Annotated in this window: 22 protein-coding genes; 14 read left to right on the plus strand and 8 right to left on the minus strand. The window is 64.7% G+C overall.

The annotated features are described in order from the left end of the window. Positions 1-4 precede the first annotated feature (4 nt). The 5 genes from X566_RS07275 (at position 5) to X566_RS07295 (ending at position 8,299) form a co-directional block, all read left to right on the plus strand. Positions 5-295, plus strand: a complete 291-nt coding sequence (locus tag X566_RS07275; protein WP_051443931.1) for a hypothetical protein — start codon at positions 5-7, stop codon at positions 293-295. A gap of 292 nt (positions 296-587) precedes the next feature. After that, positions 588-3,392 carry a DNA mismatch repair protein MutS gene (mutS, locus tag X566_RS07280; RefSeq protein ID WP_051443932.1) on the plus strand — a complete coding sequence of 935 codons (2,805 nt, stop codon included), beginning with the start codon at positions 588-590 and terminating at the stop codon, positions 3,390-3,392. Positions 3,393-3,694: 302 nt separating this feature from the next. Further along, on the plus strand, positions 3,695-6,487 hold the full coding sequence (locus tag X566_RS07285) for a [protein-PII] uridylyltransferase (protein ID WP_034464831.1): 2,793 nt from the start codon (positions 3,695-3,697) through the stop codon (positions 6,485-6,487). A gap of 51 nt (positions 6,488-6,538) precedes the next feature. Beyond that, positions 6,539-6,904: a DUF1304 domain-containing protein gene (locus tag X566_RS07290; protein WP_034464832.1), complete on the plus strand. Its 366-nt coding sequence runs from the start codon at positions 6,539-6,541 to the stop codon at positions 6,902-6,904. Positions 6,905-7,078: 174 nt separating this feature from the next. After that, on the plus strand, positions 7,079-8,299 hold the full coding sequence (locus X566_RS07295; protein ID WP_034464835.1) for an ABC transporter substrate-binding protein: 1,221 nt from the start codon (positions 7,079-7,081) through the stop codon (positions 8,297-8,299). A 96-nt stretch (positions 8,300-8,395) separates the two neighbouring features. On the opposite strand, the gene X566_RS07300 is transcribed toward X566_RS07295, so the two are convergent. Continuing rightward, positions 8,396-8,824 (minus strand): DUF1330 domain-containing protein, encoded by a 429-nt coding sequence (locus X566_RS07300; RefSeq protein ID WP_034468163.1) that lies wholly within the window; start codon positions 8,822-8,824, stop codon positions 8,396-8,398. A 202-nt stretch (positions 8,825-9,026) separates the two neighbouring features. On the opposite strand from X566_RS07300, the gene X566_RS07305 reads away from it, so the two are divergent. Further along, complete coding sequence (locus tag X566_RS07305; protein WP_034464836.1) at positions 9,027-11,240, plus strand: transglycosylase domain-containing protein; 2,214 nt, start codon at positions 9,027-9,029, stop codon at positions 11,238-11,240. Between the two features lie 124 nt (positions 11,241-11,364). On the opposite strand, the gene X566_RS07310 is transcribed toward X566_RS07305, so the two are convergent. From X566_RS07310 to X566_RS07325, 4 genes are all read right to left on the minus strand, one after another. Then, complete coding sequence (locus X566_RS07310) at positions 11,365-12,183, minus strand: M48 family metallopeptidase (RefSeq protein ID WP_081740093.1); 819 nt, start codon at positions 12,181-12,183, stop codon at positions 11,365-11,367. Positions 12,184-12,256: 73 nt separating this feature from the next. Further along, positions 12,257-13,609 (minus strand): polyhydroxyalkanoate depolymerase, encoded by a 1,353-nt coding sequence (locus X566_RS07315; protein WP_034464838.1) that lies wholly within the window; start codon positions 13,607-13,609, stop codon positions 12,257-12,259. A 147-nt stretch (positions 13,610-13,756) separates the two neighbouring features. Further along, on the minus strand, positions 13,757-14,590 hold the full coding sequence (locus X566_RS07320; RefSeq protein ID WP_051443933.1) for an ABC transporter permease: 834 nt from the start codon (positions 14,588-14,590) through the stop codon (positions 13,757-13,759). Next, complete coding sequence (locus X566_RS07325; protein WP_034464841.1) at positions 14,587-15,351, minus strand: ABC transporter ATP-binding protein; 765 nt, start codon at positions 15,349-15,351, stop codon at positions 14,587-14,589. The genes X566_RS07320 and X566_RS07325 overlap by 4 nt, the downstream gene beginning before the upstream one ends. A 101-nt stretch (positions 15,352-15,452) precedes the next feature. Here X566_RS07325 and X566_RS07330 point away from each other — a divergent pair, with 101 nt between their 5' ends. Both X566_RS07330 and X566_RS07335 read left to right on the plus strand, forming a co-directional pair. Further along, a complete protein-coding gene (locus tag X566_RS07330) occupies positions 15,453-16,763 on the plus strand; it encodes an ActS/PrrB/RegB family redox-sensitive histidine kinase (protein ID WP_034464844.1) in 1,311 nt (436 codons plus the stop codon). Between the two features lie 226 nt (positions 16,764-16,989). Then, positions 16,990-17,517, plus strand: a complete 528-nt coding sequence (locus X566_RS07335; protein ID WP_034468166.1) for an ActR/PrrA/RegA family redox response regulator transcription factor — start codon at positions 16,990-16,992, stop codon at positions 17,515-17,517. 4 nt (positions 17,518-17,521) lie between these two features. Here X566_RS07335 and X566_RS07340 read toward each other — a convergent pair whose 3' ends face one another. Beyond that, complete coding sequence (locus tag X566_RS07340) at positions 17,522-18,007, minus strand: MmcB family DNA repair protein (protein WP_034464846.1); 486 nt, start codon at positions 18,005-18,007, stop codon at positions 17,522-17,524. Positions 18,008-18,194: 187 nt separating this feature from the next. Here X566_RS07340 and X566_RS07345 point away from each other — a divergent pair, with 187 nt between their 5' ends. The 4 genes from X566_RS07345 to X566_RS07360 all read left to right on the plus strand — a co-directional run bounded on the left by X566_RS07345 (position 18,195) and on the right by X566_RS07360 (position 21,721). Beyond that, positions 18,195-19,313: a VWA domain-containing protein gene (locus X566_RS07345; RefSeq protein ID WP_034464848.1), complete on the plus strand. Its 1,119-nt coding sequence runs from the start codon at positions 18,195-18,197 to the stop codon at positions 19,311-19,313. A gap of 160 nt (positions 19,314-19,473) precedes the next feature. Beyond that, positions 19,474-20,142: an MBL fold metallo-hydrolase gene (locus tag X566_RS07350; RefSeq protein WP_034464850.1), complete on the plus strand. Its 669-nt coding sequence runs from the start codon at positions 19,474-19,476 to the stop codon at positions 20,140-20,142. A 68-nt stretch (positions 20,143-20,210) separates the two neighbouring features. Continuing rightward, positions 20,211-21,071: an NADPH-dependent oxidoreductase gene (locus X566_RS07355; RefSeq protein WP_051443934.1), complete on the plus strand. Its 861-nt coding sequence runs from the start codon at positions 20,211-20,213 to the stop codon at positions 21,069-21,071. Positions 21,072-21,190: 119 nt separating this feature from the next. Next, positions 21,191-21,721 (plus strand): hypothetical protein, encoded by a 531-nt coding sequence (locus tag X566_RS07360; RefSeq protein ID WP_152539817.1) that lies wholly within the window; start codon positions 21,191-21,193, stop codon positions 21,719-21,721. Between the two features lie 62 nt (positions 21,722-21,783). Here the strand turns inward: X566_RS07360 and X566_RS07365 are convergent, their stop codons facing one another. Continuing rightward, positions 21,784-22,797 (minus strand): VOC family protein, encoded by a 1,014-nt coding sequence (locus X566_RS07365; protein ID WP_244434696.1) that lies wholly within the window; start codon positions 22,795-22,797, stop codon positions 21,784-21,786. Here X566_RS07365 and X566_RS07370 point away from each other — a divergent pair. Together X566_RS07370 and X566_RS07375 are read left to right on the plus strand one after the other, a co-directional pair. Next, the gene (locus tag X566_RS07370; RefSeq protein WP_244434697.1) at positions 22,714-23,892 is read left to right on the plus strand and encodes an LLM class flavin-dependent oxidoreductase; all 1,179 of its coding nucleotides are present in this window, start codon (positions 22,714-22,716) and stop codon (positions 23,890-23,892) included. The genes X566_RS07365 and X566_RS07370 overlap by 84 nt on opposite strands. Positions 23,893-23,956: 64 nt before the next feature. Beyond that, positions 23,957-25,129, plus strand: coding sequence for an epoxide hydrolase family protein (locus X566_RS07375; protein WP_160170453.1), 1,173 nt, complete (start codon positions 23,957-23,959; stop codon positions 25,127-25,129). On the opposite strand, the gene X566_RS07380 is transcribed toward X566_RS07375, so the two are convergent. Next, the gene (locus X566_RS07380) at positions 25,126-25,494 is read right to left on the minus strand and encodes a hypothetical protein (RefSeq protein WP_034464860.1); all 369 of its coding nucleotides are present in this window, start codon (positions 25,492-25,494) and stop codon (positions 25,126-25,128) included. The two genes, X566_RS07375 and X566_RS07380, sit on opposite strands and share 4 nt — an antisense overlap. Between the last annotated feature and the right edge of the window lie 21 nt (positions 25,495-25,515).

Here is a 25,515-nt window from a genome sequence, read left to right on the forward strand (position 1 = left end):
CATCATGCGTATCTTGCTACTTGCCATCATGCTGATCATCACCGCCGCTCCGGCATTCGCGCAGCTCGAGGGCGCGACCGGCATCCCGCTCAATCCTGGCGGCAAACAGGTCTCGCCCGAGGAACAGGAAAAGCGCCGGGCCACGGAAGATGCCTACAAGCGGACGATGAAGCAGATTCCGGACGCAAAACCGCTCGATCCTTGGGGCAACATGCGGGCGAGCGATACGCCGGCAGGCGGCCAGACCAAGAGCCACGTCAAGAAGCAGACCAAGACCTCGACCCAGGCGAAGTGACCCCGTCGGACCGGGCGCGGATCGTTCATCGCTGCCGAGCTGCCGGCTGGTGACGATGGGGACAACGCCCCGTCGCCCGGCTCGTTCGCGTAGGAACACCCGGAGAACTTTGCTAATGTCGTGGATCAGAAATTCGCATCATCGTTTCCGCGAGTCCATCGTGTGGATTTCTGATCCAGAAACGACACTAGAATCATGAAGTTGCTAGTGTCCTCATCGAATCCGAAGTTCGCTCTGCGCGTGCTGCAAAGGACAGCGAACTTCGGGTTCGGGACACTAGGTCTGTCGCACCATGAACGCCCCGCGGCCCAACCTTCAGCCGATCGCGTCCGAACCGCTCCAGGAACCGGAGCCGGGAGCGCCCGCACGCGCCGCCAAGACGGCCGAGAAATCGACTGCGGACGGCGCGGCGCGCGTCACGCCGATGATGGAACAGTATCTGGAGATCAAGGCAGCCAATCCGGGGCTGCTGCTGTTCTATCGGATGGGCGACTTCTACGAACTGTTCTTCCAGGATGCCGAGGTCGCCTCGCGTGCGCTGGGCATCCAGCTCACCAAGCGCGGCAAGCATGCCGGCGAAGACATTCCGATGTGCGGCGTTCCGGTGGAGCGCGCCGACGACTATCTGCACCGGCTGATCGCGAAGGGCCATCGCGTCGCCGTCTGCGAGCAGATGGAAGACCCGGCGGAGGCCAAGAAGCGCGGTGCCAAGAGCGTGGTGAAGCGCGACGTGGTGCGCCTCGTCACGCCGGGCACGCTGACCGAGGACAGCCTGCTCGATGCCCGTGCCAACAATTACCTGCTGGCACTGGTACGCTCCCGCTCTTCCAGCGCCGGCGGTGAGCGCATCGGCCTGGCCTGGATCGACATCTCCACCTCCGAATTCGTGGCCACCGAGTGCTCGTATGCAGAATTGAACGCGACGCTCGCGCGCATCAATCCGAACGAGGTGATCGTCAACGACGCGCTCTACAGCGACGAAACGCTCGGGCCGCTACTGCGCGAGCTGCCATCGGTGACGCCGCTCACCCGCGACGTGTTCGACAGCGCTACTGCCGAGCGCAGGCTGTGCGATTACTTTGCCGTCGCCACCATGGATGCGTTCGGCACGTTGACGCGCATGGAAGCCACCGCGGCGGCCGCCTGCGTCACCTACATCGAGCGCACCCAGGTCGGCAAACGGCTGCCGCTGTCGCCTCCCTCGCGCGAGGCCGTCGGCACGACGATGGCGATCGATCCTGCGACCCGCGCCAATCTCGAATTGACGCGGACGCTGTCCGGCGAACGGCGCGGCTCGCTGCTTGCCGCCCTCGACTGCACCGTGACCGCGGCCGGCTCCCGCCTGCTGGCGCAACGCCTCGCAGCGCCGCTGACGGACGCGCGCGCGATCGCGCACCGGCTCGATGCGGTGACGGCTTTCGTCGACGACGCCGCCAGCCGCGACGATCTACGCGCCATCCTCAATGCGGCGCCCGATATGGCGCGGGCGCTGGCGCGGCTTTCGGTCGGTCGCGGCGGACCACGCGACCTTGCCGCGCTTCGCGACGGCATTGCCGCCGCCGATGCCGTGCTGGCACGGCTCGCACGCATGTCCGCGCCGCCGCGTGAGATCACCGTGGCCTGCGCATCGCTCAGGAAACCGCCGCGCGAACTGGCGCAGGAGTTCACCCGTGCACTTGCCGACGAACTGCCGCTGCTGAAACGCGACGGCGGCTTCGTACGCGGCGGCTATGAACCCGCCCTCGACGAAGCGCGCTCGCTGCGCGACGAATCCCGCCGCGTGGTGGCGGCGATGCAGGCGCGCTATGCCGACGAGACCGGGGTGAAGGCGCTGAAGATCCGGCACAACAATGTGCTCGGCTATTTCGTCGAAGTGACCGCCCAACATGGCGACAAACTGATATCGCCGCCGCTGAACGCAACCTTCATACATCGCCAGACGCTCGCCGGACAGGTGCGCTTCACCACTGCCGAACTCGGTGAGACCGAGGCGAAGATCGCCAATGCCGCCGACCGCGCGCTCGGCCTCGAACTGGAGACCTTCGAGAAGCTCTCGGCGATGGCGATCGCCGCATCCGACGATCTGCACGCGGCTGCGCAGGCGTTCGCCACGCTCGACGTCGCCACCGCGCTCGCCAAACTCGCCGCCGATCAGGGCTATGTGCGGCCCGAGATCGACGACTCGCTTGATTTCGCCATCGAGGGCGGCCGCCATCCGGTGGTCGAGCAGGCGCTGAAGCGGAATGGCGAGCCGTTCATCGCCAACACCTGCGATCTGTCGCCGCGCGCAGCCGAGCAATCCGGACAGATCTGGATCGTCACCGGCCCGAACATGGCCGGTAAGTCCACCTTCCTGCGTCAGAACGCGTTGATCGCGCTGATGGCGCAGATCGGCAGCTTCGTGCCGGCGAAGCGGGCGCGCATCGGGATTGTCGATCGCCTGTTCTCGCGGGTCGGCGCCGCCGACGATCTCGCGCGAGGCCGTTCCACTTTCATGGTCGAAATGGTGGAGACGGCAGCGATCCTCAATCAGGCCGGACAGCGCGCCCTCGTCATCCTCGACGAGATCGGCCGCGGCACCGCCACCTTCGACGGCCTGTCGATCGCCTGGGCGTCGATCGAGCATCTGCACGAGAGCAACCGCTGCCGCGCCTTGTTTGCCACCCACTACCACGAGCTGACCGCGCTTGGTGCCAAGCTGCCACGGCTGTTCAACGCCACGGTTCGCGTCAAGGAGTGGCAGGGCGACGTCGTGTTCCTGCATGAGGTGATGCCCGGCGCCGCCGACCGCTCCTATGGCATCCAGGTCGCCAAGCTCGCGGGCCTGCCTGCCGGGGTCATCGCCCGCGCCAAGACCATCCTCGCCAAGCTGGAGGCGCAGGACCGCTCCTCCACGACCCGCGCCCTTGCCGAAGACCTGCCGCTGTTCGCGATCTCCGCGCGAGAAGCACCGGACGAAAAACCGGAAACGCCTGCCGATCGCCTGTTCAAAGCGTTCGAAGCCGTCCATCCCGACGATATGTCGCCACGCGAGGCGCTGGACACGCTCTACCGGCTGAAGGCCGCGCTCCAAGCGAGCGGAAGCGCAGGCCAGTAGCCGCGCCGACGGGACGATGCCCGCCGGCAGAGCCGGTGCGCGAGCAAAGCAAGTCCAAGGACGAGCAAGGCCATCAACAAATCGGCATCCGCTGGACACTAGGAATAACCAAGCTCTTTCAATTCCTTAGCCAACTTCCCATAGCGAGCACGCGGCCTGCCGCCACACGGCCAACACACCCGCCCGCAAAACTTGCGAGAATCGGCGCCGAGCAGGACCGCGCGCCTCAATTTTGCGATCGAGCCATGGCCTCGCCAAGAAAGCCTAATGACACCGCGCGGCGTGTCCGATATCCGATACGGATGGACATGGCCGCGACAAAAAATGCACCTGCGGGCGACGACGGCTTCGACCCGGTGCGGATCGGTGCCGACATCGACGCGCTCGCGGAGACACACGCAGGCCGCGACGACGACTTTCGCACGGCCATCACCCAATTGCTCAAGGCCGAGCTGGCCAATGGCCGTGCGGCCGCTCAGGAACAACTGCTGAAGGACCGGCACGGCCGGCGCTGCGCCGAGCGGCTCTGCTTCCTCCACGACAGCATCATCGGCCTGCTCTACGACGCGGCGACCAAGCACCTCTATAAGAGCCTGCTGCCGTCGGATTCCGAGCGGATGGCGATCATCGCCACCGGCGGCTACGGCCGCGGCCTGATGGCGCCGGAGTCCGATATCGATCTGCTGTTCCTGCTCCCCTACAAGCAGACCGCGTGGGGCGAATCCGTGGCCGAGGCGATCCTCTACTGCCTCTGGGACATGGGCCTGAAGGTCGGCCACGCCACCCGCTCAATCGACGAATCGATCCGTCAGGCCCGCGCCGACATGACGATCCGCACGGCCGTCCTCGAGACCCGCTTTCTGGTCGGCGATCAGCAGCTCTACGACGAGCTGGTGACCCGCTTCGACAAGCAGGTGGTGCAAGGCACGGCGGCCGAATTCGTCGCCGCCAAGCTCGCCGAGCGCGAGGAACGGCACCGCCGCGCCGGCCAGTCCCGCTATCTGGTCGAGCCGAACGTGAAGGATGGCAAGGGCGGCCTGCGCGACCTGCATACGCTGTTCTGGATCTCGAAATATGTTTACCGCGTCCGCGACACCAGCGAACTGGTCGATCGCGGCGTGTTCGATGCGCAGGAGTACCGCACGTTCCGCCGCTGTGAGGACTTCCTCTGGTCGGTCCGGTGCAACATGCACTTCCATGCCAAGCGCGCGGAGGAGCGGCTGTCGTTCGATATCCAGCGCGAGATCGCGCTGCGCCTTGGCTACACCTCGCATCCGGGGATGCGCGACGTCGAGCGCTTCATGAAACACTACTTCCTGATGGCAAAGGACGTCGGCGACCTGACCGCGATCCTGTGCGCCAAACTGGAGGATCAGCAGGCCAAGCCCGCGCCGGTGTTGAGCCGGATGATGGCGAAGCTGCGCCCCTCGCCGAAGCGGCGGCTGCGCGATAGCGACGATTTCGTCGTCGACTACAACCGCATCAATCTCGCCGCGCCGGATGTCTTCCAGCAGGATCCGGTCAACCTGATCCGCATCTTCCGCCTGGCGCAGAAGAACAATCTGGCTTTCCACCCCGACGCCATGCGCGCCGCAAAGCGCTCGCTCAGCCTGATCGATCAGGACCTGCGCGAGAACAAGGAAGCCAATGCGCTGTTCATCGAGATCCTGACCTCGAACGACGCCGAGATCGTGCTGCGGCGGATGAACGAAACCGGCGTGCTCGGCAAGTTCATCCGCACCTTCGGCCGCATCGTCTCGATGATGCAGTTCAACATGTATCACCACTACACGGTCGACGAGCACCTGCTGCGCTGCATCGGCATCCTTCAGGACATCGAGCGCGGCGGCAACGAGGAGTTCGCGCTGGCGAGCGACCTGATGCGCAAGATGCAGCCGGAGCATCGCGTCGCGCTCTACGTCGCCACCTTCCTGCACGACATCGCCAAGGGCCGCCCCGAGGATCACTCGACTGCTGGCGCCAAGGTGGCGCGGCGGCTCTGCCCGCGACTCGGTCTGAGCCCGGCCGACACCGAGCTGGTGGCCTGGCTGATCGAGGAGCATCTGACGATGTCCACGGTAGCGCAGTCGCGCGACCTGTCGGACCGCCGCACCATTGAAAACTTCTCCGCCGTGGTGCAGTCGCTCGAGCAGTTGAAGCTCTTGACCATCCTGACCACCGCCGACATCCGCGGCGTCGGTCCCGGCGTCTGGAATGGGTGGAAGGCGCAGCTGTTGCGCACGCTCTACTACGAGACCGAGCCGGTGCTGACCGGCGGCTTCTCCGAGGTTAACCGCTCGCAGCGGATCGCCGTCGCCCAGACCGAATTTCGCGAAGCGTTCAAGGAGTGGCCGGAGGCCGAGGTCAACGCCTATGTCGCCCGCCACTATCCCGCATACTGGCTCAAGGTCGACCTGGCCCAGAAGATTCGCCATGCCCGCTTCATCCGCGCCAGCGAGGAAGCCGGCCACAAGCTGGCGGTGAATGTCGGTTATGACGAGGCGCGCGGTGTCACCGAGCTGACGATCCTCGCCCCCGATCATCCCTGGCTGCTGTCGATCGTCGCCGGGGCCTGTGCATCGGCCGGCGCCAACATCGTCGACGCGCAGATCTACACCACCACCGACGGGCTCGCTCTCGACACCATTTCGATCTCGCGCGAGTACGATCGCGACGAGGACGAGGGCCGCCGCGCCACCCGCATCGGCGAAACCATCGAGCAGGCACTGGAAGGCCGCGTGCGGCTGCCGGAAGTGTTGGCACGGCGCGCCAACACCCGCACCCGGACCAAGCCCTTCACCGTCGAACCGGACGTCACGATCAACAACCAGTGGTCGGAGCGCTACACGGTGATCGAGGTGTCGGGCCTCGACCGCCCCGGCCTGCTATATCAACTCACCACCGCGATCTCGAAGCTCAACCTGAACATCGCCTCGGCGCATGTGGCGACCTTCGGCGAGCGGGCACGCGACGTGTTCTATGTCACCGATCTGCTCGGCGCGCAGATCACCGCGCCGACACGCCAGGCGGCGATCAAGCGAGCGCTGGTGCACCTCCTCACCGAGGGTGGCGAGGCGGGACGGCCGGCGGCTTGACGCCATGGGCGCGTCCTGAGACGGTCACCTGAGACGGCGGGGGAAGCAAGAATGGCGTTGGTCGCGGACCTGTTGGTGCTGCTTGTTGCGTTGCTGCACATCTATTTCCTGGTGCTGGAGATGATCCTCTGGACCAGGCCGATTGGCCTGAAGACCTTTCGCAACACGCCCGAGCGGGCCGAAGCGACCGCCGTGCTCGCCGCCAATCAGGGGCTCTATAACGGCTTTCTCGCAGCCGGGTTGATCTGGGCGCTGGCCTATCAGTGGCCGCTCTCCGCCCTGCACATCAAAACCTTCTTTCTCGGCTGCATTATCATCGCCGGCGTCTACGGCGCCTATTCGGTCAGCAAGCGAATCTTCTTCGTCCAGGCACTACCGGCCATCGTCGCGCTCGCGCTGCTCTGGATCGCGCGCTAACGCTCGCCTCGCCGACCGGACCTCACCGGGCTTGCACGTTCCCGTGCGCGGCCTCGAGGGGCCTTGCGCCGCCGCAACCACACGCTCAATATCGGCGGCATGGGTCAGCGATGCGCGCCATGCCATCCGCCCCAACAACAAGAACAATGCAACAGATCAACGGGAGACGTCCGCATGAAGGCTCGCCTGCTTCACCTGGCATTGACATCAGCGCTTGCAATTGCGCTCGGCGGCCCGGCCGCTTACGCGCAAAAGAAATATGACAGCGGTGCGAGCGACACCGAGATCAAGATCGGCCAGACCGCGCCATTCTCGGGCCCGGCCTCCGCCTACGCCACCATCGCCAAGGTGCAGGCCGCCTACATGCGGATGATCAACGACCAGGGCGGCGTGAACGGCCGCAAGATCAACCTGATCCAGTACGACGACGCCTACAGCCCGCCGAAGACGGTGGAGCAGGTGCGCAAGCTGGTCGAGAGCGACGAGGTGCTCTCCACCTTCCAGCTCGTTGGAACGCCCTCTAACGCCGCCGTGCAACGCTACCTGAACCAGAAGGGCGTGCCGCAGCTGTTCGCCGGCACCGGTGCGGCGCGCTTCACGGACCCGAAGAACGCCCGCTGGACCATGGGTTTCAACCCGAGTTACCAGACCGAGGGCCACATCTACGGCCAGTATATTCTGGCCAACCATCCGAACGCGAAGATCGGCATCCTCTATCAGAACGACGATCTCGGTAAGGATTACGTCGCCGGCTTGAAGGAAGCGCTCGGCGACAAGGCCGCGTCGATGATCGTCGGCGAGGCCTCGTACGAGACCACCGACCCGACCGTCGATCCGCAGATCATCCGCCTGAAAGCGCTCGGCGCCGATCTGCTCTACGACATGTCGACGCCGAAGTTTGCAGCCCAAGCGATCAAGAAGGCGGCCGAGCTGAACTGGAAGGCCGTGCATATTCTCGACATCAACGCCACATCGGTCGGCGCGGTGATGCTGCCGGCGGGCGGCGAGAATTCGAAAGGCGTGATCAGCGTCAATTATATCAAGGACCCGCTCGATCCGACCTGGAAGGACGATGCCGGCATGAAGAGGTTCATGGCCTTCATGGAGAAGTACTATCCGGAAGGCGACCGGACCTCGAACTTCAACGCCTATGGCTACATGACCAGCGAACTGCTGGTGCACACGCTGAAGATGTGTGGCGACGATCTGACCCGTGAGAACCTGATGAAGCAGGCCACCAGCCTTCAAAACGTCCAGCTCGATCTGCTGCTGCCGGGCATCACCGTGAACACCTCACCCACGGACTATCGCGTCAACAAGCAACTGCAGATGATGCGCTTCAACGGCGAGCGCTGGGAAGGCTTCGGGCCGATCATCGGCGCGGGCGGGAGCTGACCGCGATCGCTCTCCGAACGCCTGCCGCGACGATGACACGAGCCCGGAGCCTGCTCCGGGCTCGCCCATCGGAGCCAATGGCGGGGCCGCAAGGGTTCAACCGGGAATCTCGCCAAACGTCTTGCCGACCGGAAGCGGCGCGAGGCGCACCAGCCGCGAATCCGCGACCGCCGCCTGCCGGTGCTTGACCGCCTCGCGATAGATTGGATCGCGGATCATCTCCACGAAAGCCGCAACGCTCGGGTACTGCGCAATGAAGCAGTGATCCCAGGATTCGTCCGCAGGTCCGGTCAGCATCAGTTCGAACCGGCCCTGCCAGACGATGCTGCCGCCGACCCGCATGAAGACCGGCCCGCTCTCGCGGCCATACGCGGCATAAGCTTCCGCACCCGTGGCGTCGCGTCCGTCCGGATAGTTCGCTTTGGTGCGCAGCCGGACCAGATTGAGCATATGGATCGGTCCCGGACGATCGCTGGTTCGGAATTTGGCAAAGGTCTCCTTCGTCGGATCGATGTAACCGCTCATGCGCTGGTCCTCCATTTTACCATGAAGCTTAAGACAGGACCGCCGTACGCCGCCACCGCCGCTCAGAAAATCTCGCGCCATCAAGATGATGGACGATCGCCTCCAAAAAGGCCTAAGCCGCCGTTAACCTCTGCTTTACGCGCCTTTAAACCCCGGCGGCTAGCGTGCGGGAGATGGTGCACGGGTCTGGGTTCGTTTGCGTATGGTCTGGGGACGGCGAAACAAAGCGCCGCGGCAGGAACCGCGATTTGGCGTCACCGGCTCGCTGTCGGATCTCCGCCTCACGCGCGAGGACCGCGTGGCGGCTGCACCCAGCGACGACGAGGTGCCGGTGAGCAAGCGCAAGAGCGCCAGCAGCGGAAAGCCGAAACCAAAGCCCAGCGCAACCCACAAGAAGAAGCGTTCGCGCAGTGGTCGTGGCCTGTTCGGCAATATGATCTATTGGACTGCGGTGCTCGGCCTCTGGGTCGCGATCGCGATCGTCGGCGTGATCGTCTGGGTGGGTGCGCACCTGCCGCCGATCCAATCGCTGGAGGTGCCGAAACGACCGCCGACGATTCAGATCGCCGGCATGGACGGCACCATTCTCGCGACACGCGGCGAGATGGCCGGCACCAACATCGCACTGAAGGACCTGCCTGCCCATCTGCCGAAGGCGTTCATCGCCATCGAAGACCGTCGCTTCTACTCACATATGGGCATCGACCCGATGGGCATCGCCCGCGCGGTGGCCGCGAACGTGATGCATCGTGGCGTCTCGCAAGGCGGTTCGACGCTGACGCAGCAGCTCGCCAAGAACCTGTTCCTCACGCAGGAGCGCACGATGATGCGCAAGCTGCAGGAGGCGGAACTCGCCCTGTGGCTGGAGCATAAATACTCCAAGGCGGAAATCCTCGAGCTCTACCTCAACCGCGTCTATTTCGGCTCGGGCGCCTACGGCGTCGAAGCGGCGGCGCAGAAGTACTTCGGCAAATCAGCGCGCGCCGTGACACTAGCGGAATCGGCGATGCTCGCCGGCCTCGTCAAATCGCCGTCGCGGCTGGCCCCGAACCGCAATCCCGAAGGCGCCGAGCGCCGCGCCCGCACCGTACTGCGCGCGATGGCGGAGGCAGGTTTCATCACCGAGGCGCAGGCGAAAGCAACCATCGCCAATCCCGCCTATGCGATGAAACCGGCCGGAGCCGGCACCATCAACTACGTCGCCGACTGGATCGTCGACGTGCTCGATGACCTGGTCGGACAGGTCGAGCAGAACATCGTGGTCGAGACGTCGATCGATCCGAAACTGCAGAGCGTCGCCGAGGCTGCGATCATCGATGAACTCGCTGCCAAGAGCGTGAAGTTCAAAGTCACCCAGGGCGCGCTGGTGGCGATGACGCCGCGCGGCGCGGTGCGCGCACTGGTGGGCGGCCGCAACTACGCCGACAGCCAGTTCAACCGTGCGGTCACGGCCAAACGCCAGCCGGGCTCCGCCTTTAAGCCGTTCGTGTACCTGACTGCGATCGAGAACGGATTGACGCCGGACACGCTGCGGCAGGATGCGCCGATCAACGTCAAGGGCTGGACACCGGAAAACTACACCAAGGAATATTTCGGCCCGGTGACGCTGACCCAGGCGTTGGCGATGTCGCTCAACACGGTGGCGGTGCGCCTCGGCCTCGAAGTCGGCGCGAAAAACGTTGTACGCACCGCACATCGGCTGGGCGTCGCCTCGAAGCTCGAGCCAAACGCATCGCTTGCGCTCGGCACCTCCGAGGTGACGCTGCTCGAACTGGTCGGCGCTTACGCGCCGTTCGCCAATGGCGGCCTCAGCGCAACGCCGCATGTGGTGGAGCGGATTCGCACCGCCGAGGGTAAAACGCTCTATAAGCGTCCTGCCGAGTTGTTCGGCCAGGTGGTCGATACGCGCGCGGTCGGCATGATGAACGCGATGATGCAGGAAACCCTGCTGTCCGGCACCGCCCGCAAGGGCGAAATTCCGGGCTGGCAGGCAGCAGGCAAGACCGGCACATCGCAGGATTTCCGCGACGCCTGGTTCATCGGCTACACCGCCAACCTCGTAACCGGCGTCTGGCTCGGCAACGACGACAACTCGCCGACCAAGAAAGCGACCGGCGGCGGCCTGCCGGTGGAGGTCTGGACCCGCTTCATGCGCGCCGCCCATCAAGGCGTGCCGGTCGCTGCGCTGCCGGCGAGCAACACCGGCGGCGGCTGGTTCACAGCAGCTCCGGCCGCGCCACCGCCGTCACAGCAACAGCAGCTACCTGTCCAAACCGCGGTGCCGATGTCGCCCCCGCCGCCGATGGCCTCAGGCAATGGCGGCGCCCGCACCGCATCGACGCAAGGCTCGCAGCGCCCGGTCGCCGAACTCGGCATCGACGGCTGGCTGATGGACCGGCTGCTCGGCCGCCCCTAAAAACATCCGGCTCCGCAAGCCAGACGTCCCCTCGATTTGCGCACGATGCAGATTCGTCGCGCACGCCGTTTCCGGCGAACTCCCACGCGCTTGAGACACGCTTAGAAACCGTGCCAGGCCATCCCTACTCACTCGCTCCATAGCGGTGCAGGTCGTTGCCATGCTGAGTAAGCCAGGCCTTGGCGCGCTCCATCTCTGGACAGATGCCGGCGACAACGCGCCAGAACCGATGCGAATGGTTCATCTCGACCAGGTGCGCGACCTCATGGGCGGCGAGATAATCCAGCACGAACGGCGGCGCCAGGATCAACCGCCACGAGAACGACAGCGCCCCGTCCGAATTGCACGAGCCCCAGCGGCTCGATTGATCACGCACGCCGAGACGCAGGATCTTGACGCCCAGCGCTTCCGCATGAAGCCGCGCCGCGGCGGCGAGATCGCGGCGCGCCTCGCGCTTCAGATAGTCCCTTACTCGCCGCGCCATGTGCGCAGCATCGCCGGCGACGCACAACAGGAACGTGCCGTCCGCAGCCGTCTCGACCCAGACCGTGCCGCGCATCTGCGGACGATGGATGATGCGATGCGGTTCGCCGCGCAGCGGCACCACGGCGCCATCCGCGAACGGCGTACCGTCAGGCAGCCGCTTCAGCCGCTCCGCGAGCCAGGCGCCGTGCCTCTGTGCGAACACCTTCGCATCGGCGAGGCTGCCGCGGAGCGGCATCGACAGGATCGCCTCGCGCTGGGTTGCGTGGATGCGCAGGGTGTACCGGCGGGCTTGCCGGACGCGCTTCACCTTGACCGGATAGATCACGCCGTCCTGCTCGACCGCAATCGCCTGCGGTGCGGGAGTGCGCGGCTCGACCGCGCGAACGCGCTTGCGTAGCGCATCCGGCCGCCGCAGGAACGGCAGCCAGCTCAATCCATGACGTGCATCGGACGACATGCTGCGACTATAGCGCAGACAGCGATTCGGTGCAGGCGAGACGTGACAGACGTCCCGCCCGACGCCTCAGGGGTCAATCGACGGCGGAACGCGCATTCGGCCGCCGGCTGACGACATGCAGCTTCCGCCCTTGCGCGGCGTTCTGCATGAAATCGGAAATTCGCGGCACGATCTCGGAGCGGAAGCGCGAGCCGTTGAACACGCCGTAGTGACCGACGCCCTTCTGTACGTAGTGCACCTTCTTGTCGGCGCTGAGCGACGAGCAAAGCGCGTGAGCGGCTTCGGTCTGGCCGAGACCGGAGATATCGTCCTTCTCGCCTTCCACCGTCATCAGCGCGATCCGCACGATCTGGGAGAGATCGATCGGCTTACCACGATGGGTCATCTCACCCTTCGGCAGCGCATGCTTGACGAACACGGTATCGACCGTCTGCAGATAGTATTCGGCGGTCAGGTCCATCACCGCGAGATATTCGTCGTAGAATTCGCGATGCTTCTGCGCCGAATCGCCGTCACCTTCGACCAGATGCCGGAACAGGTTCTTGTGCGCGTCGATATGGCGATCGAGATTCATGCTGACGAAGCCGTTCAGCTGCAGGAAACCCGGATAGACATCGCGCATGAAACCCGGATGCGGGAACGGCACGCGGGTAATGACCGTGTTGCGGAACCAATCGATGCCGCGCTCCTGTGCGAGATTGTTCACGGCCGTCGGGTTGCGGCGGGTATCGATCGGCCCCCCCATCAGCGTCATCGACAGCGGCACATGCGGATCGCGCGACGTTTCCATCAGCGCCGCGGCGGCGAGCACCGGCACCGACGGCTGGCACACCGCGACCACATGCACGTTGTCGCCGAGGAATTGCAGCATCTCGATCACGTAGTCGATGTAATCGTCGAGATCGAAGCGACCGGCAGATAGCGGCACCATGCGCGCGTCGGCCCAATCGGTGATGTAGACCTCGTGGTTCGGCAGGAAGGCTTCCACCGTGCCGCGCAGCAGTGTCGCATAGTGGCCGGACATCGGCGCCACCAGCAGCACGCGCGGCTGTGGCGTCCGCGGCGGGCGCGCGACCATCCGCTCGAAATGCAAGAGCTTACAGAACGGACGCTCCCAGATCGTCTGGATCGTCACCGGCACGCGCATGCCGGCAACCTCGACATCCTTGATGCCCCATTCGGGCTTGCCGTAACGGCGCGTGGTGCGCTCGAACAGTTCGCAACTCGCCGCGATCGATTTGCCGACATCGGTATGCGCGAGCGGATTCAGCGGATTCTGGAACAAGAGCTTGGTCGCATCCGACATCGCGCGCAGCGGATTGAGCGAGGCCTGGCCCATCTCGTACATCCAGTAGAGCGGCGTCGTCAGCACCGGTGCGGCTTCGGTCGCCTCGGGAGGCGCGCCGCCAAATTCACCAATTGGCATTGTTCCGTCCTAATTATCCCCTTTTGCAGCGCAGCATAATGAAGACAGCTTGCAGGCCCGTCAATGACGGGCGGCGTTTTATTTGGCGTGGTTAGCCGAAAGTTTCGGCAGTCACGCGCAGAGCTGCGATGCGTTAATAAGGGCTGTTCATTCGCCGGACTGGATCAGCTTGCCATGCTTGCGGGCGCTGTTCAGCAGCGCAACGAACGCGACGATGGCGGCCGCGAACAGCACCGCATTGATGGCGAGCGCCTCGATCATCAGGTCGGTGCGGAACACCTTGTCGATCATCAGCGCCCGCATCCCTTCGAACACATAAGTCGGTGGCAGCAGCCAAGCCACCCATTGCAACCAGACCGGAAGCACCGAGACCGGATAGTAGACGCAGGCCAACGGCAGCAGGATGAAGACCAGCGTCCAGGCGAGGCTTTCCGCACCCATGCCGTTGCGCACCACGAGGCCCGACACGATGATGCCGACGGCCCAGCTCGTGAAGATCAGGTTGCAGAAGAACGCCACCAGCGCGAGGCCGAGACCGAACAGGTTGAAATCGAAGAACGCCGAGGCCATCGCCGCCATCGGCACCACGCCGACAGCGAGCCGGATGATGCTCATGATCATCAGCGACAGCAGGAACTCGAACGGTGTCAGCGGCGACATCATCAGGTTGCCGAGATTGCGCGACCACATCTCCTCGAGAAACGAGATCGAGAATCCGAGCTGACCGCGAAACAGGATGTCCCACAGGATGATCGCGCCGATGAACGTGCCGCCGGCTTTCGCGAAGAAGCTGGCGTTGCCGCTGACATAGTTTTGCAGGAAACCCCAGGAAATCAGCGTCAGCGCCGGCCAATAGACCAGCTCCAGCAGGCGCGGCCAGCTCGACGTCAGCAGATACCAATGCCGCAGCAGCATCGCGCCGATCCGATGCCAGCCGATGCCGCGCCGAACCGGCGACGGTTGCTCCAGCACAACACTCATGACTGCCCCTGCGCCCGACCGCGCGCCACATCGAGAAACACCTCCTCGAGCGTCGCGCGGTTATAGCGCGCGCGAATGCCGGAGGGCGTGTCGTCGTCCTCGATGCGGCCGCGCTTGAGAATGATCACCCGGTCGCACAAGCGCTCGACCTCCAGCATGTTATGCGATGCTAGCAGGATCGTCGCGCCGCGACTCTTGCGGTAACGCTCCAGATGTCCCCGGATCCAGTCGGCGGCATCCGGATCGAGCGACGCCGTCGGCTCATCGAGCAGCAGCAATTCGGGATCGTTGATCAGCGCCTTGGCAAGCGAGACCCGCGTCTTCTGCCCCGCAGAGAGGTTGCCGCTCGGCCGTTCCATGAAGTCGGTCAGGTCGAGATCGGCGGCAAGCTGCGCGATCCGCGCCCGCAAGTTCGCCACTGCGTACAGCTTGCCGAAGACGGTGAGGTTCTGCCGCACGGTGAGCCGCATCGGCATATCGACATACGGACTTTCGAAATTCATGCGGCCGAGCACCGCGGCACTCTCCTGCGGCATCGGGTGGCCGAGCACGCGGATCGCTCCCGCGGTCGGGCTGACGAGCCCCATGATCATGCCGATCGTGGTGGTCTTGCCGGCGCCGTTGCCGCCCAATAACGCCGTCACCGAGCCTTTCGCGATATCGAACGAGATATCGTCAACGGCCCGGGCTTTCTTGTAGACCTTGACCAGGTGCTCAGCCTGGATCGCCGGCATCGGCGCTTTTGCCGTTGGGTCGAACATTCCCTGCTTATAGGTGCGCGCCACGCAACCGGCAATGCAGCGACATTCTGCAGCGCAGCGGCGATTTGTGGAGGCTGGGCACTGCCGCTAGAATTGCCGCCATGTCCGATACGCTGGCCACCGATATCCGCGAACCGCGCCCCTACATCCGTCTCGACACGATTCTCCGACTGCGATGGCTTGCGGTTCTGGGGCAACTCGCCACCATCTTCGTGGTCGAGCAGGGCCTGGAATTCGACGTGCCGCTGCTCGGATGCCTCTCGGTGATCGCATTCTCAGTGGCGGTCAATGTCGGCCTGCAGATCGCATTCAATCCGATGTTGCGGCTGGAGCCGAAGCACGCGGCCTCGCTGCTCGCACTGATGATTGCCGAGTTGGCGGCGCTTCTGTTTCTGACCGGCGGCATCGAGAATCCGTTTTCGATCCTGGTGCTGGCGCCGACCCTGATCGCCGCCACCTCGCTGCCGCCCCGGCTGACGCTTTCGCTGGCTGCGTTCGCCGCAGCCACCGCAACCATCCTGGCATTCTGGTATCTGCCATTGCCATGGACGGCGGAGGACCCGCCGATCCTGCCGCTCACCTATCGCGTCGCGACCTGGCTTTCGACGATCATCGCCATCGGCGTGACAAGTCTTTATGCGTTTCAGGCCGCCGAGCAGGCTCGCAAGCTGTCGGACGCGCTGGCGGCGGCCGAGCTCGTGCTCGCGCGCGAGCAGCACCTCACCCAGATCGACGGGCTCGCCGCCGCGGCCGCCCACGAACTCGGCACACCGTTGTCGACCATCACGCTGATCGTCCGCGAACTGGAGAAGACGCTCGACCCAGCGACGCCGATCGCGGCCGATATCCGGACCCTGCGCGAGCAAACCCAACGCTGCCGCGACATCCTCGCCAAGCTGACCCAGCTCTCGCCCGCGGGTGCGCCCTTCGACCACATGCGCCTGTCGGCGCTGGTGGAGGAGGCCGTTGCCCCGCACCGGGACTTTGGCATCGCCATCAAGATCCGCCTCGCCGCGGACACGGACGAGCCGGTGGCCGTCCGCAATCCCGCAGTGCTTTACGGCATCGGCAACATTCTGGAGAACGCCGTCGACTTTGCGCGCGAGACGGTCGAGGTGGATGGGTGGTGGGACACGCGGCAGGTCGAGATCGTCATCGCCGACGACGGCCCCGGCATCGCGCCGGACATGCTGCGCAAGATCGGCGAGCCCTACCTCTCGCGTCGGCCCGCCGAAAGCGGCTCCGGCGGCCTCGGTCTTGGCATCTTCATCGCTCGCACCCTGCTCGAACGCAGCGGAGCCAAGGTCTCGTTTCGCAATCGCATCTTCCCCGCGCATGGCGCGATCGTCCATATCGTCTGGCCGCGCGACGCGTTCGAAGGCAGCGAAACGACGCTTGCTCCGCAAGATTAACGTTTGGATAGATTCGCCGGCGCCGCGACACCTGGAACCCTTACAAGAACCTGACGATTTTTGTGAAGGAGCTCGCGCAGCTTTGAGCGATACGCGCGTTTCACACCTTGGCATCGCCGCGCCAACACGCCATATGTTGCACATTGACGACAGACAACACCGGAGCGTTTGCCCCTTGACCAGCCTGGACACCCCTGCCGTTGCCGCCTCTCCCGCCGTGCTCGCCATGCCGGACCGAAGCCTGTTGATCGTCGAGGACGACAAGGCGTTTCTCGAACGCCTTGCGCGTGCGATGGAAGCCCGCGGCTTTATCGTTCGTACCAGCGATTCCGTGGCCGACGGGCTGACGCAAATTCAGCGCTCCGCTCCGGCGTTTGCGGTGATTGACCTGCGGCTCGGCGACGGCAACGGGCTTGACGTCGTGCAGGCGCTGAAAGCGCAGCGTCCCGACGCGCGGACTATCGTGCTCACCGGCTACGGCAACATCGCGACCGCGGTGACCGCCGTGAAGCTCGGTGCCGTCGATTATCTGGCGAAACCTGCGGATGCGGATGACATCGTCAACGCCCTGCTCGCCACCGGCTCCGCCAAGATCGAGCCGCCGCAGAATCCGATGTCGGCCGATCGCGTTCGCTGGGAGCACATCCAGCGCATTTACGAGATGTGCAACAGGAATGTGTCCGAGACCGCGCGCCGGCTGAACATGCACCGCCGCACGCTGCAGCGGATTCTGGCGAAGCGCGCCCCGCGCTGACCGTTCAGAGATCCAGAAAACCGTCAGGATCGGCCAGCCGCCCGAGACGCGCAGCGGCGGCCGAGGCAAAGCGCAACAAGACCGCCTTGCGAGTCGCCGCCGGCAGACGATGCTCCGGCGCCTCGCAATGCATGTGGGCACCATAGGCGTCGGCGACGATCAGCCCCGTTCCCTGCGGAAAGATGTCGCACGGCAGATCGCGGGTGAAGGCGAAGAACAGCCGGTCGCAGTGCAACCGATAGTCCTCCCACTTGCTGTCGGCGCGCAGATCCGCCAGCGATGATTTGATCTCCACGATCCAGATGTCGCCACGCTCGTTCAGCGCGACGATGTCCGCGCGCCGGCCCGACGGCAACGGCAGCTCCGTCAATGTCGAAAAGCCGAGCGCGCGCAACAAGCGCGAGGTGCCGCGCGCGATCGCAAGCGCGGTCTCCGATTGGCGCCCGTCGACGGGAGCGCTCTCGATCCTGGGAATCAACGACAAGGTCATGGATCAACCTTAACTCATCGCCTGCGCGCGCGGGAGTGTAGGCGACCGCGGCGGCATTCGGTGCCCCAGGCGGCCGCGCGCGGGCGAAGCCGCAAATTTGTTCCGTCCTTGCCGCAATTTCGGCCTCACGCGGTCGTGATGCCGGGGGAACCTCGCTGCGCTGGGGGCGCGCCATCTGGAGGGGAGAATGACGCGCCGAAATTGGCGAGCCCTGATGCTCGCGGCTGCACTGATGTCGTCGACGGCCATCATCACCAGGGCGGAAGCCCGGCCGACGGTTGAAGTTGCCTTCGTGCTCGACACCACCGGCTCGATGGGGCCGCTGATCGAGGGCGCCAAACGCAAGATCTGGTCGATCGCCACCGCGATCCTCGACACCAGTCCCGATGCGACGATCCGCATGGGCCTCGTCGCCTATCGCGATATCGGCGACGATTACGTGACCCAGACCTTCGAACTCACCACCGACATCCAGGATCTGTATGCCAACCTGCTGGAGCTGCGCGCAAAGGGCGGCGGCGACTGGGCGGAAAGCGTCAATGAAGCGCTGGACGTGGCGGTCAACAAGCTCGCCTGGAGCAGCGGCGACGACGTTCGCCGCATCATTTTCCTGGTGGGCGATGCACCCCCGCACATGGACTACGCCCAGGACACGAAATATCCGCAGACGCTGAAAGTCGCGAAGCAGAGGGACATCCTCGTCAACGCCGTGCTTGCCGGCGGTGCGCGCGACACCGAGCGGGTCTGGCGCGAGGTGGCGCAGATCGGCGGCGGCCGCTTCATTCCGATCCCGCAGGATGGCGGCGATGTGGTGGTGATCGAGACGCCCTATGACGAGGAGATCATCATCCTACAGGAAAAAATCGGCCGCACCGTGATCCCTTACGGACCGGCGCCGATGCAGCGCAAAGCCGAGAACAAGGCCCGGCAAGTGGCCACGGTCGCAGCCGCGGCGCCGGCATCCGCCTCCGACATGGCGAGCTTCATCAACAAGCAGGCGCGCCAGTCCGGCAACGCCGTCACCGGCGACGGCGACCTCGTCAGCGATGTCCGGTCGGGCCGCAAGACGCTCGATGCCATTGCCGAAAACGATCTGCCCGACGACTTCCGCAAGCTCTCGCCGACGGAACGCCAGGCGAAACTCGATGCGCAGATGACCGAACGCACATCGCTCAACGAAAGGCTCAGCCGGCTCGTGGCCCAGCGCGATGCGTTCGTCGCCGAGAAGCGCAGGACGGTGCAAAAACCTGCGAATTCGTTCGATCAGGCCGTCGAGGCAACCCTGAAAGCACAAATCAAGCGCTGACGGTCAACGCTGCGAAAAATTCATCTCTCCCGGTGAGCTGTTCCGCTTGCCGGGCCATCACCGACGCTTGAAACTTCGAGATGTCCGCGCACCAGGCCGCAGCGCGCGATTGCCCGCCAATTGCTCTTTTCCCCGGCGAAAAAATCGGCAATGTGGGGCCATGGCAGATCAGACAACATCCTCCCCCAAGGCACGGGCCGCGATCATTCCCGTCACCGCTTTCGAGCAGAATTGCACCTTGATCTGGTGCGATGCGACCAACCGCGGCGTGGTCATCGATCCCGGCGGCGACGTCGACAGAATCATGGACGCGATCGCCAAGACCGGCGTGACGGTCGAAAAAATCTGGCTGACGCACGGCCATCTCGATCATGCCGGCGGCGCCGCCGAACTGAAGGAGCGGCTTGGCGGCGTGCCTATCGAGGGGCCGCATCTCGCTGACAAGTACCAGCTCGACAACGTCGAGGAGAGCGCGAAGCGCTTCGGCTTCACCGGCATGCGCAACGTCACTCCCGATCGCTGGCTCGACGAGGGCGATCAGGTCACGATTGGCAATCTGACCTTCGATATTCTGCATTGTCCGGGCCACTCGCCCGGCAGCGTCGTGTTCTTCAACCAGGAAATGCGCTTCGCCCACGTCGGCGACGTGCTGTTTAACGGATCGGTCGGCCGCACCGACCTGCCGGGCGGCGATCACGCCACCCTCATCAACTCCATCGCCACCAAGCTGCTGCCGCTCGGCGACGACGTCGGCTTCATCTGCGGTCACGGACCGGGATCGAGCATCGGCCAGGAGCGGCTGAGCAACCCGTTCATCGCCGGCGCCTAGCGGATCATCGATACGCATCCCATCGATTGCCGCAGGCCGGAACGCAACAACAACAAGGGCTGAAAACCATGAACGAGACCCTCAAGACGCCGCAGACGGCAACGCCGGTGAGCTGCGACATCACATCGGCAATCGCCGCGCGCTATGGCGAAGCCGAATCGAACGTGCCGCTCGCCTGGAACGAAACCATCGAGCTCTTGCTGAGCCATCGCTCGGTGCGCGGCTTCCTGCGCGATCCACTACCGAACGGCACGCTGGAAGCCTTGATCGCCGCCGCGCAATCGGCTTCGTCGTCCTCGAACGTGCAGGCCTGGACCGTGATCGCGGTGCAGAATCCGGAGACCAAGGCGGCGCTTGCGAAGATCGCCGGCAATCAGAAGCACATCGAGGAATGCCCGCTGCTGCTGGTCTGGATCGCCGACCTTTCGCGCACCGAGGCGATGGGCCGCCGCCACGACTACCCGACAGACGCGACGGCATTCCTGGAAAGCTTCGTCGTCTCGGTGATCGATGCAGCCTTGGCTGCGCAGAATGCCACCGTCGCGCTGGAGTCCTTCGGCCTCGGCATGGTCTATATCGGCGCGCTGCGCAACAATCCGGAGGAGGTCGCGCGCATCCTCAAGCTGCCGCCGAGCGCGGTCGCCGTGTTCGGCATGTGTGTCGGCTACCCCGATCCGGCACGGCCCTACAATGTGAAGCCGCGACTGCCGCAACGGGTGGTCCTGCATCGCGAGCACTATGACCAGAGTCTGCCGCAGGAAGCCCTCGACAGCTACGACACCACGCTCGCCGCCTTCCAGCGCCGCGAAAACCTCACCGAAGTCGGCTGGACCAAGGCGATGAAATCGCGCTGGCGCGACGCCAAGTCGATCAACGGCCGCGACCGGATTCGTGCTGCGCTGATCGCGCTGGGCTTCAAGCTGAGCTGAACCTTTCAAGCTGGCAGCCTGGCGGCCTTTGCTCGATCCGAAAGCCGCCGGGCTAAGCTACCTTGAACGGCGGGCCAAGCTGCCGATACTCATGCACGGCACCGTATCGGGGAGGCGCCGTGATTTTACAGCAGACTGACCGCACACTGACGTTGATCTTTGAACGCACCGACTGGCAGCGCCTCTCGGGCACGCTGTACGGCTTCGGCATGGCGGCGCTCGGCGCATTGCTGCTCTACCTCGCGGTCCGCGTTCTGGTCGTCATGCCGAACACCAGCGCGCTGGCGCTGGTCGCCTTGTTCATCGCGGGCGCGGCATTGGCCGGATTCAACGCCGTCACAACACTGCTTGAAGCCGACTGCCGCACCGACTTCGACCTCATCGCCCGCAAGATTGTCCTGACCAAGACCGGACTTTTCTCACGGCGGCACGGGCCGGTGCCGTTCGAAGAGGTCACCGAACTCAGCGCCCGCGAAGGCTTCATCGGCAGCGGCCGGATGCTGATCGCAGGCTTGCAGCTGCGCAACGGCATACAATGGCGGATCGGTTACGATGTCATCTGGGTGCGCCCCGCGAGTATCAGCAACATTCCGGACCTGCTGCAGCGGGTGCGGCTTGTGACCGGCTTGCCGGGTATCGATTTGCGCTGACCGCCACCGACGCGGCTGTGCCGCCGTAGGCCTGCGGAGTGGCCTAAGCTATCGCTCCGCGCTCAGGTCTTGACCGCGAGCGAACCGGTGATCGAGGCGCGCTGCGACAGCTCGATCCAGTTTCCGTCGGGATCGCGCACCATCGAAATGCGCGCCGTAGTGCCCAGCGTTACCGGCGCCCGCGCTTCCCGTCCGCCGTGCTGCAGGACATGCGCGTGCTCGCGATCGACCTCGAACACCTGGAACGTGATGTAGCGCCAGCCCTTGCCTTCCATCCCAGCGTCCGACGGTGCGTCCGCCGCCTGCTCGACCAGCAAGACCGTGTCGCCAGCGAGGAAGGTTGCCGCCTCTCCCGCGCGCGGCCCTTCCGGCAATCCGAGCGCCTCGATGTAGAACCTCCGATGCGCGGCGAGATCACGCACAGCAAGACGAATGCCGATCCGCGCGATGCCGAAAGTGCCCTTTGGCACGAGCGTCACGCGATTGCCCTCCGGGTCCGTCATGGTCTGCGAGGACGGCAACCCCTCACGCGCGATCAGCAACTCGCGATAGCCGGAGCGCGGGCGATCCGGAATCGGCTCCACCAGTTCGTTGATCTTCAGCACCGAGCCGAGCAGGTCGTGGCGATGCTGCTTCTGGCCCTTGCGGATCGGCAGCAGGTGATCGAACGGCAGACCGATCTGGCCTTGCCAGAAAGCCAGCAGCGGCTGCACATCATTGGTGGGAAAGCCAATATCGATGCGGGGTTTGGCCAGTCTCATCAATCGGTCCTCCAAAAACTGCGGCGTGTTTCGCTGTGCGACAATGGACTCCGCCGACACAGCATTCCGTATAGGTGACATGTGACGGCGCACCGCACGTTGCGCAAAACGCCCCGGCCACGTAACCTGCCGCCCGACGATATAACCATAAATTTCTTCGGGAGAGACTTCATGCCGCGCATCGGCTTTGGTGCATTTCTGGCCCCGCATCACCCCATCGGCGAACACCCGATGCTGCAGTTCCGCCGCGACCTCGATCTGGCGGAACATCTCGACAAGCTCGGCTTCGACGAATTCTGGTGCGGCGAGCACCACTCGTCCGGCTGGGAGATGATCGCCTCGCCGGAGATGTTTCTCGCCGCCGCCGGCGAGCGAACCAAGCGCATCAAGCTCGGCACCGGCGTCGTCTCGCTGCCCTATCACCATCCGTTCAACGTCGCTCAGCGCATGGTGCAGCTCGATCACATGACGGGCGGCCGCGCCATCTTCGGTTCCGGTCCCGGTGCGCTGTCGTCGGACGCCCACGCGCTCGGCATCGATCCGATGGTCCAGCGCGATCGCCAGGACGAGGCGATCGGCATCATCAAACGCCTGCTTGCAGGCGAGCGCGTCACGGCACAGAGCGAATGGTTCACGCTGCGCGATGCGGCGCTGCAGATCCTGCCGCTGCAGGAGGAGATGCCGTTCGCGGTGGCCTCGCAGATCTCGCCGTCGGGCATGACGCTGGCCGGCAAGCATGGCATCGGCGTGATTTCGATCGGATCGATGTCAACCGAAGGGCTGACCGCGCTGCCGACGCAGTGGAGCTTCGCCGAGGACGCCGCCAAGAAATACGGCAAGACCGTCAACCGCAAGGACTGGCGCGTGGTGCTGAGCTGGCACATCGCCGAGACGCGCGAGAAGGCGCGTGAGGAGGCCGGCAAGGGGCTGATGCGCCATCACAACGAATACATCGTCGGCACGCTGCAACGGCCAGGTGCCAAGCCGTTCAAATCGATCGACGAGGCGCTCGACAAGACAGCCTCAGGTCCTGGCTCCGCCGCGACGATCGGCACACCGGATGATCTCGTCAAGACGATCAAGGGCGTGATCGACATGTCGGGCGGGCTCGGCACGATCGTCGGCTTTGCGCATGACTGGGCCAACATCGAGAACACGTTCCGGAGCTGGGACATGGTCGCCCGTTATGTCGTGCCGGAGATCAATGGCTATATCGACGGCCTGCGCCGCTCGCAGAAGCATGTGATCGAGAACCGCGAGTCATTCGAGCGTGCGGGCCAGGCGGTGATGGCGAAGATCATGGAGAACGAGAGGGCTGCCGCGGCTCTGGCCGTGACGCGCACCAATCGCTTCGCGGTATCGGGCAGCAACGCACCGAACCTGGAGAAATCCGAAGCGAAGAAGGCCTGATCCGGCGACGCCGATCGAGGGTGAGCTTGTGCACCAGGCTCGCCCGAAAAACCGGGAGGCACTGGTGCGCGCATCATTCAAGGACCGTCCGATCGAGCCCTTCACGCTGCAGGTGCCCGACAGCGTCCTCACCGACCTGAAGGACCGCCTCGCGCGCACCCGCTTTCCCGCAAACGAACCGAAGGCGGAGCCTTGGCGCTACGGCACGAAGCTCGCCTACATGCGCGAGGTGGTCGATCACTGGCTCAACCGCTACGACTGGCGCAAGTGGGAGGCACGCATCAACGCCTTCTCGCATTACACGACGCCAATCGCGGGCAAGAAAGTCCACTTCATCGTCGAGCGTGGTTCCGGCGACAATCCGCTACCGCTTCTGATCACCCACGGCTGGCCGGGATCGTTCGTCGAATTCCTCATGATCATCGAGCGGCTCGCTCATCCCGAACGCTTCGGCGGCGATGTGCGCGATGCGTTCACCGTGGTCGCGCCGAGCCTGCCCGGCTATGGCTTCTCCGATCCGCCCGATGCGCCGATAGGACCGCGCGCGATCGCCCCGCTCTGGAGCACGTTGATGACCGACGTGCTTGGCTGCGAGCGCTATGTCGCGCAGGGCGGCGATTGGGGTTCGATTGTCACCTCATGGCTCGCTCTTGATCATCCGAAAAGCCTTGCGGCGATCCACCTGAACATGCTCGGCCTGCGTCCTCCGCTCGGCGGCGACGCACCGCCGCTCAGCGCGGAGGAGAAAGCCTGGCTGGATAAGGTGCAGGCGATCCGTCCCGGCATTTCCGCCTATCAGCAGATCCAGGGCACCAAGCCGCAGACGCTCGCCTATGGCCTGACCGACTCGCCGGCCGGCCTCGCTGCCTGGATCCTGGAGAAATTCCACGGCTGGACCAATCCGGGCGAGGACGCGCCGCCGCCGTTCGATATCGATCAGCTCCTCACCAACATCATGCTGTACTGGGTCGGCGGCATCAACGCTGCCAACTGGATCTATGTCTCGATCGTCGAGGGCACGTCCGGCGGGCTGAAAGCGAACGAGTTCGTGCAGGTGCCGACCGGCGTGTTGCTGTTTCCGAACGATCTCTTCCCGCCTGCGCCGGAAAGCTGGATGAAACGCAGTTACAACCTGGTCCGGCGGAACGTCAGTGCGCGCGGCGGACACTTCCCGGCCATGGAGAACGGCGAGATGCTGGTCGACGACATGCGCGCGTTCTTCCGCAGCTATCGCTAGAGCCGCGCTCGAGCCTTTTGCAACGCCTCGGCCTCGCTGGCCGCAATCGCCATAGGATACGGCGACGCTTTGGAGCGGCCCGGCAACAGCCGTTCCATGTCCGCACGCTCAGCCTCATCTTCAGCGACATAGAATGTGACGCGAACGAGGCGCGCGAGTTCCGCCCGGCGCGCCTTCAACCACAACACCATCGGTCGGCCTGCGGCAGGAAGCGGCTGGTCCTGCGCATTCACGATCACGATCAGCGGGCGGCCGCGCGCCAGCAGCGCATCATATTCGGTCGTCCAGCGTTGTCCGTCCTGCTCGGTCTCGAGCTTGCCGGTGGCGATGTAGATGTCCGGCTCGATTTCATGGAAGAACTGCATGGCATCCTCGTCTTCGCCTGG

This window comes from Afipia sp. P52-10 (genome assembly GCF_000516555.1).
Lineage (GTDB): Bacteria > Pseudomonadota > Alphaproteobacteria > Rhizobiales > Xanthobacteraceae > P52-10.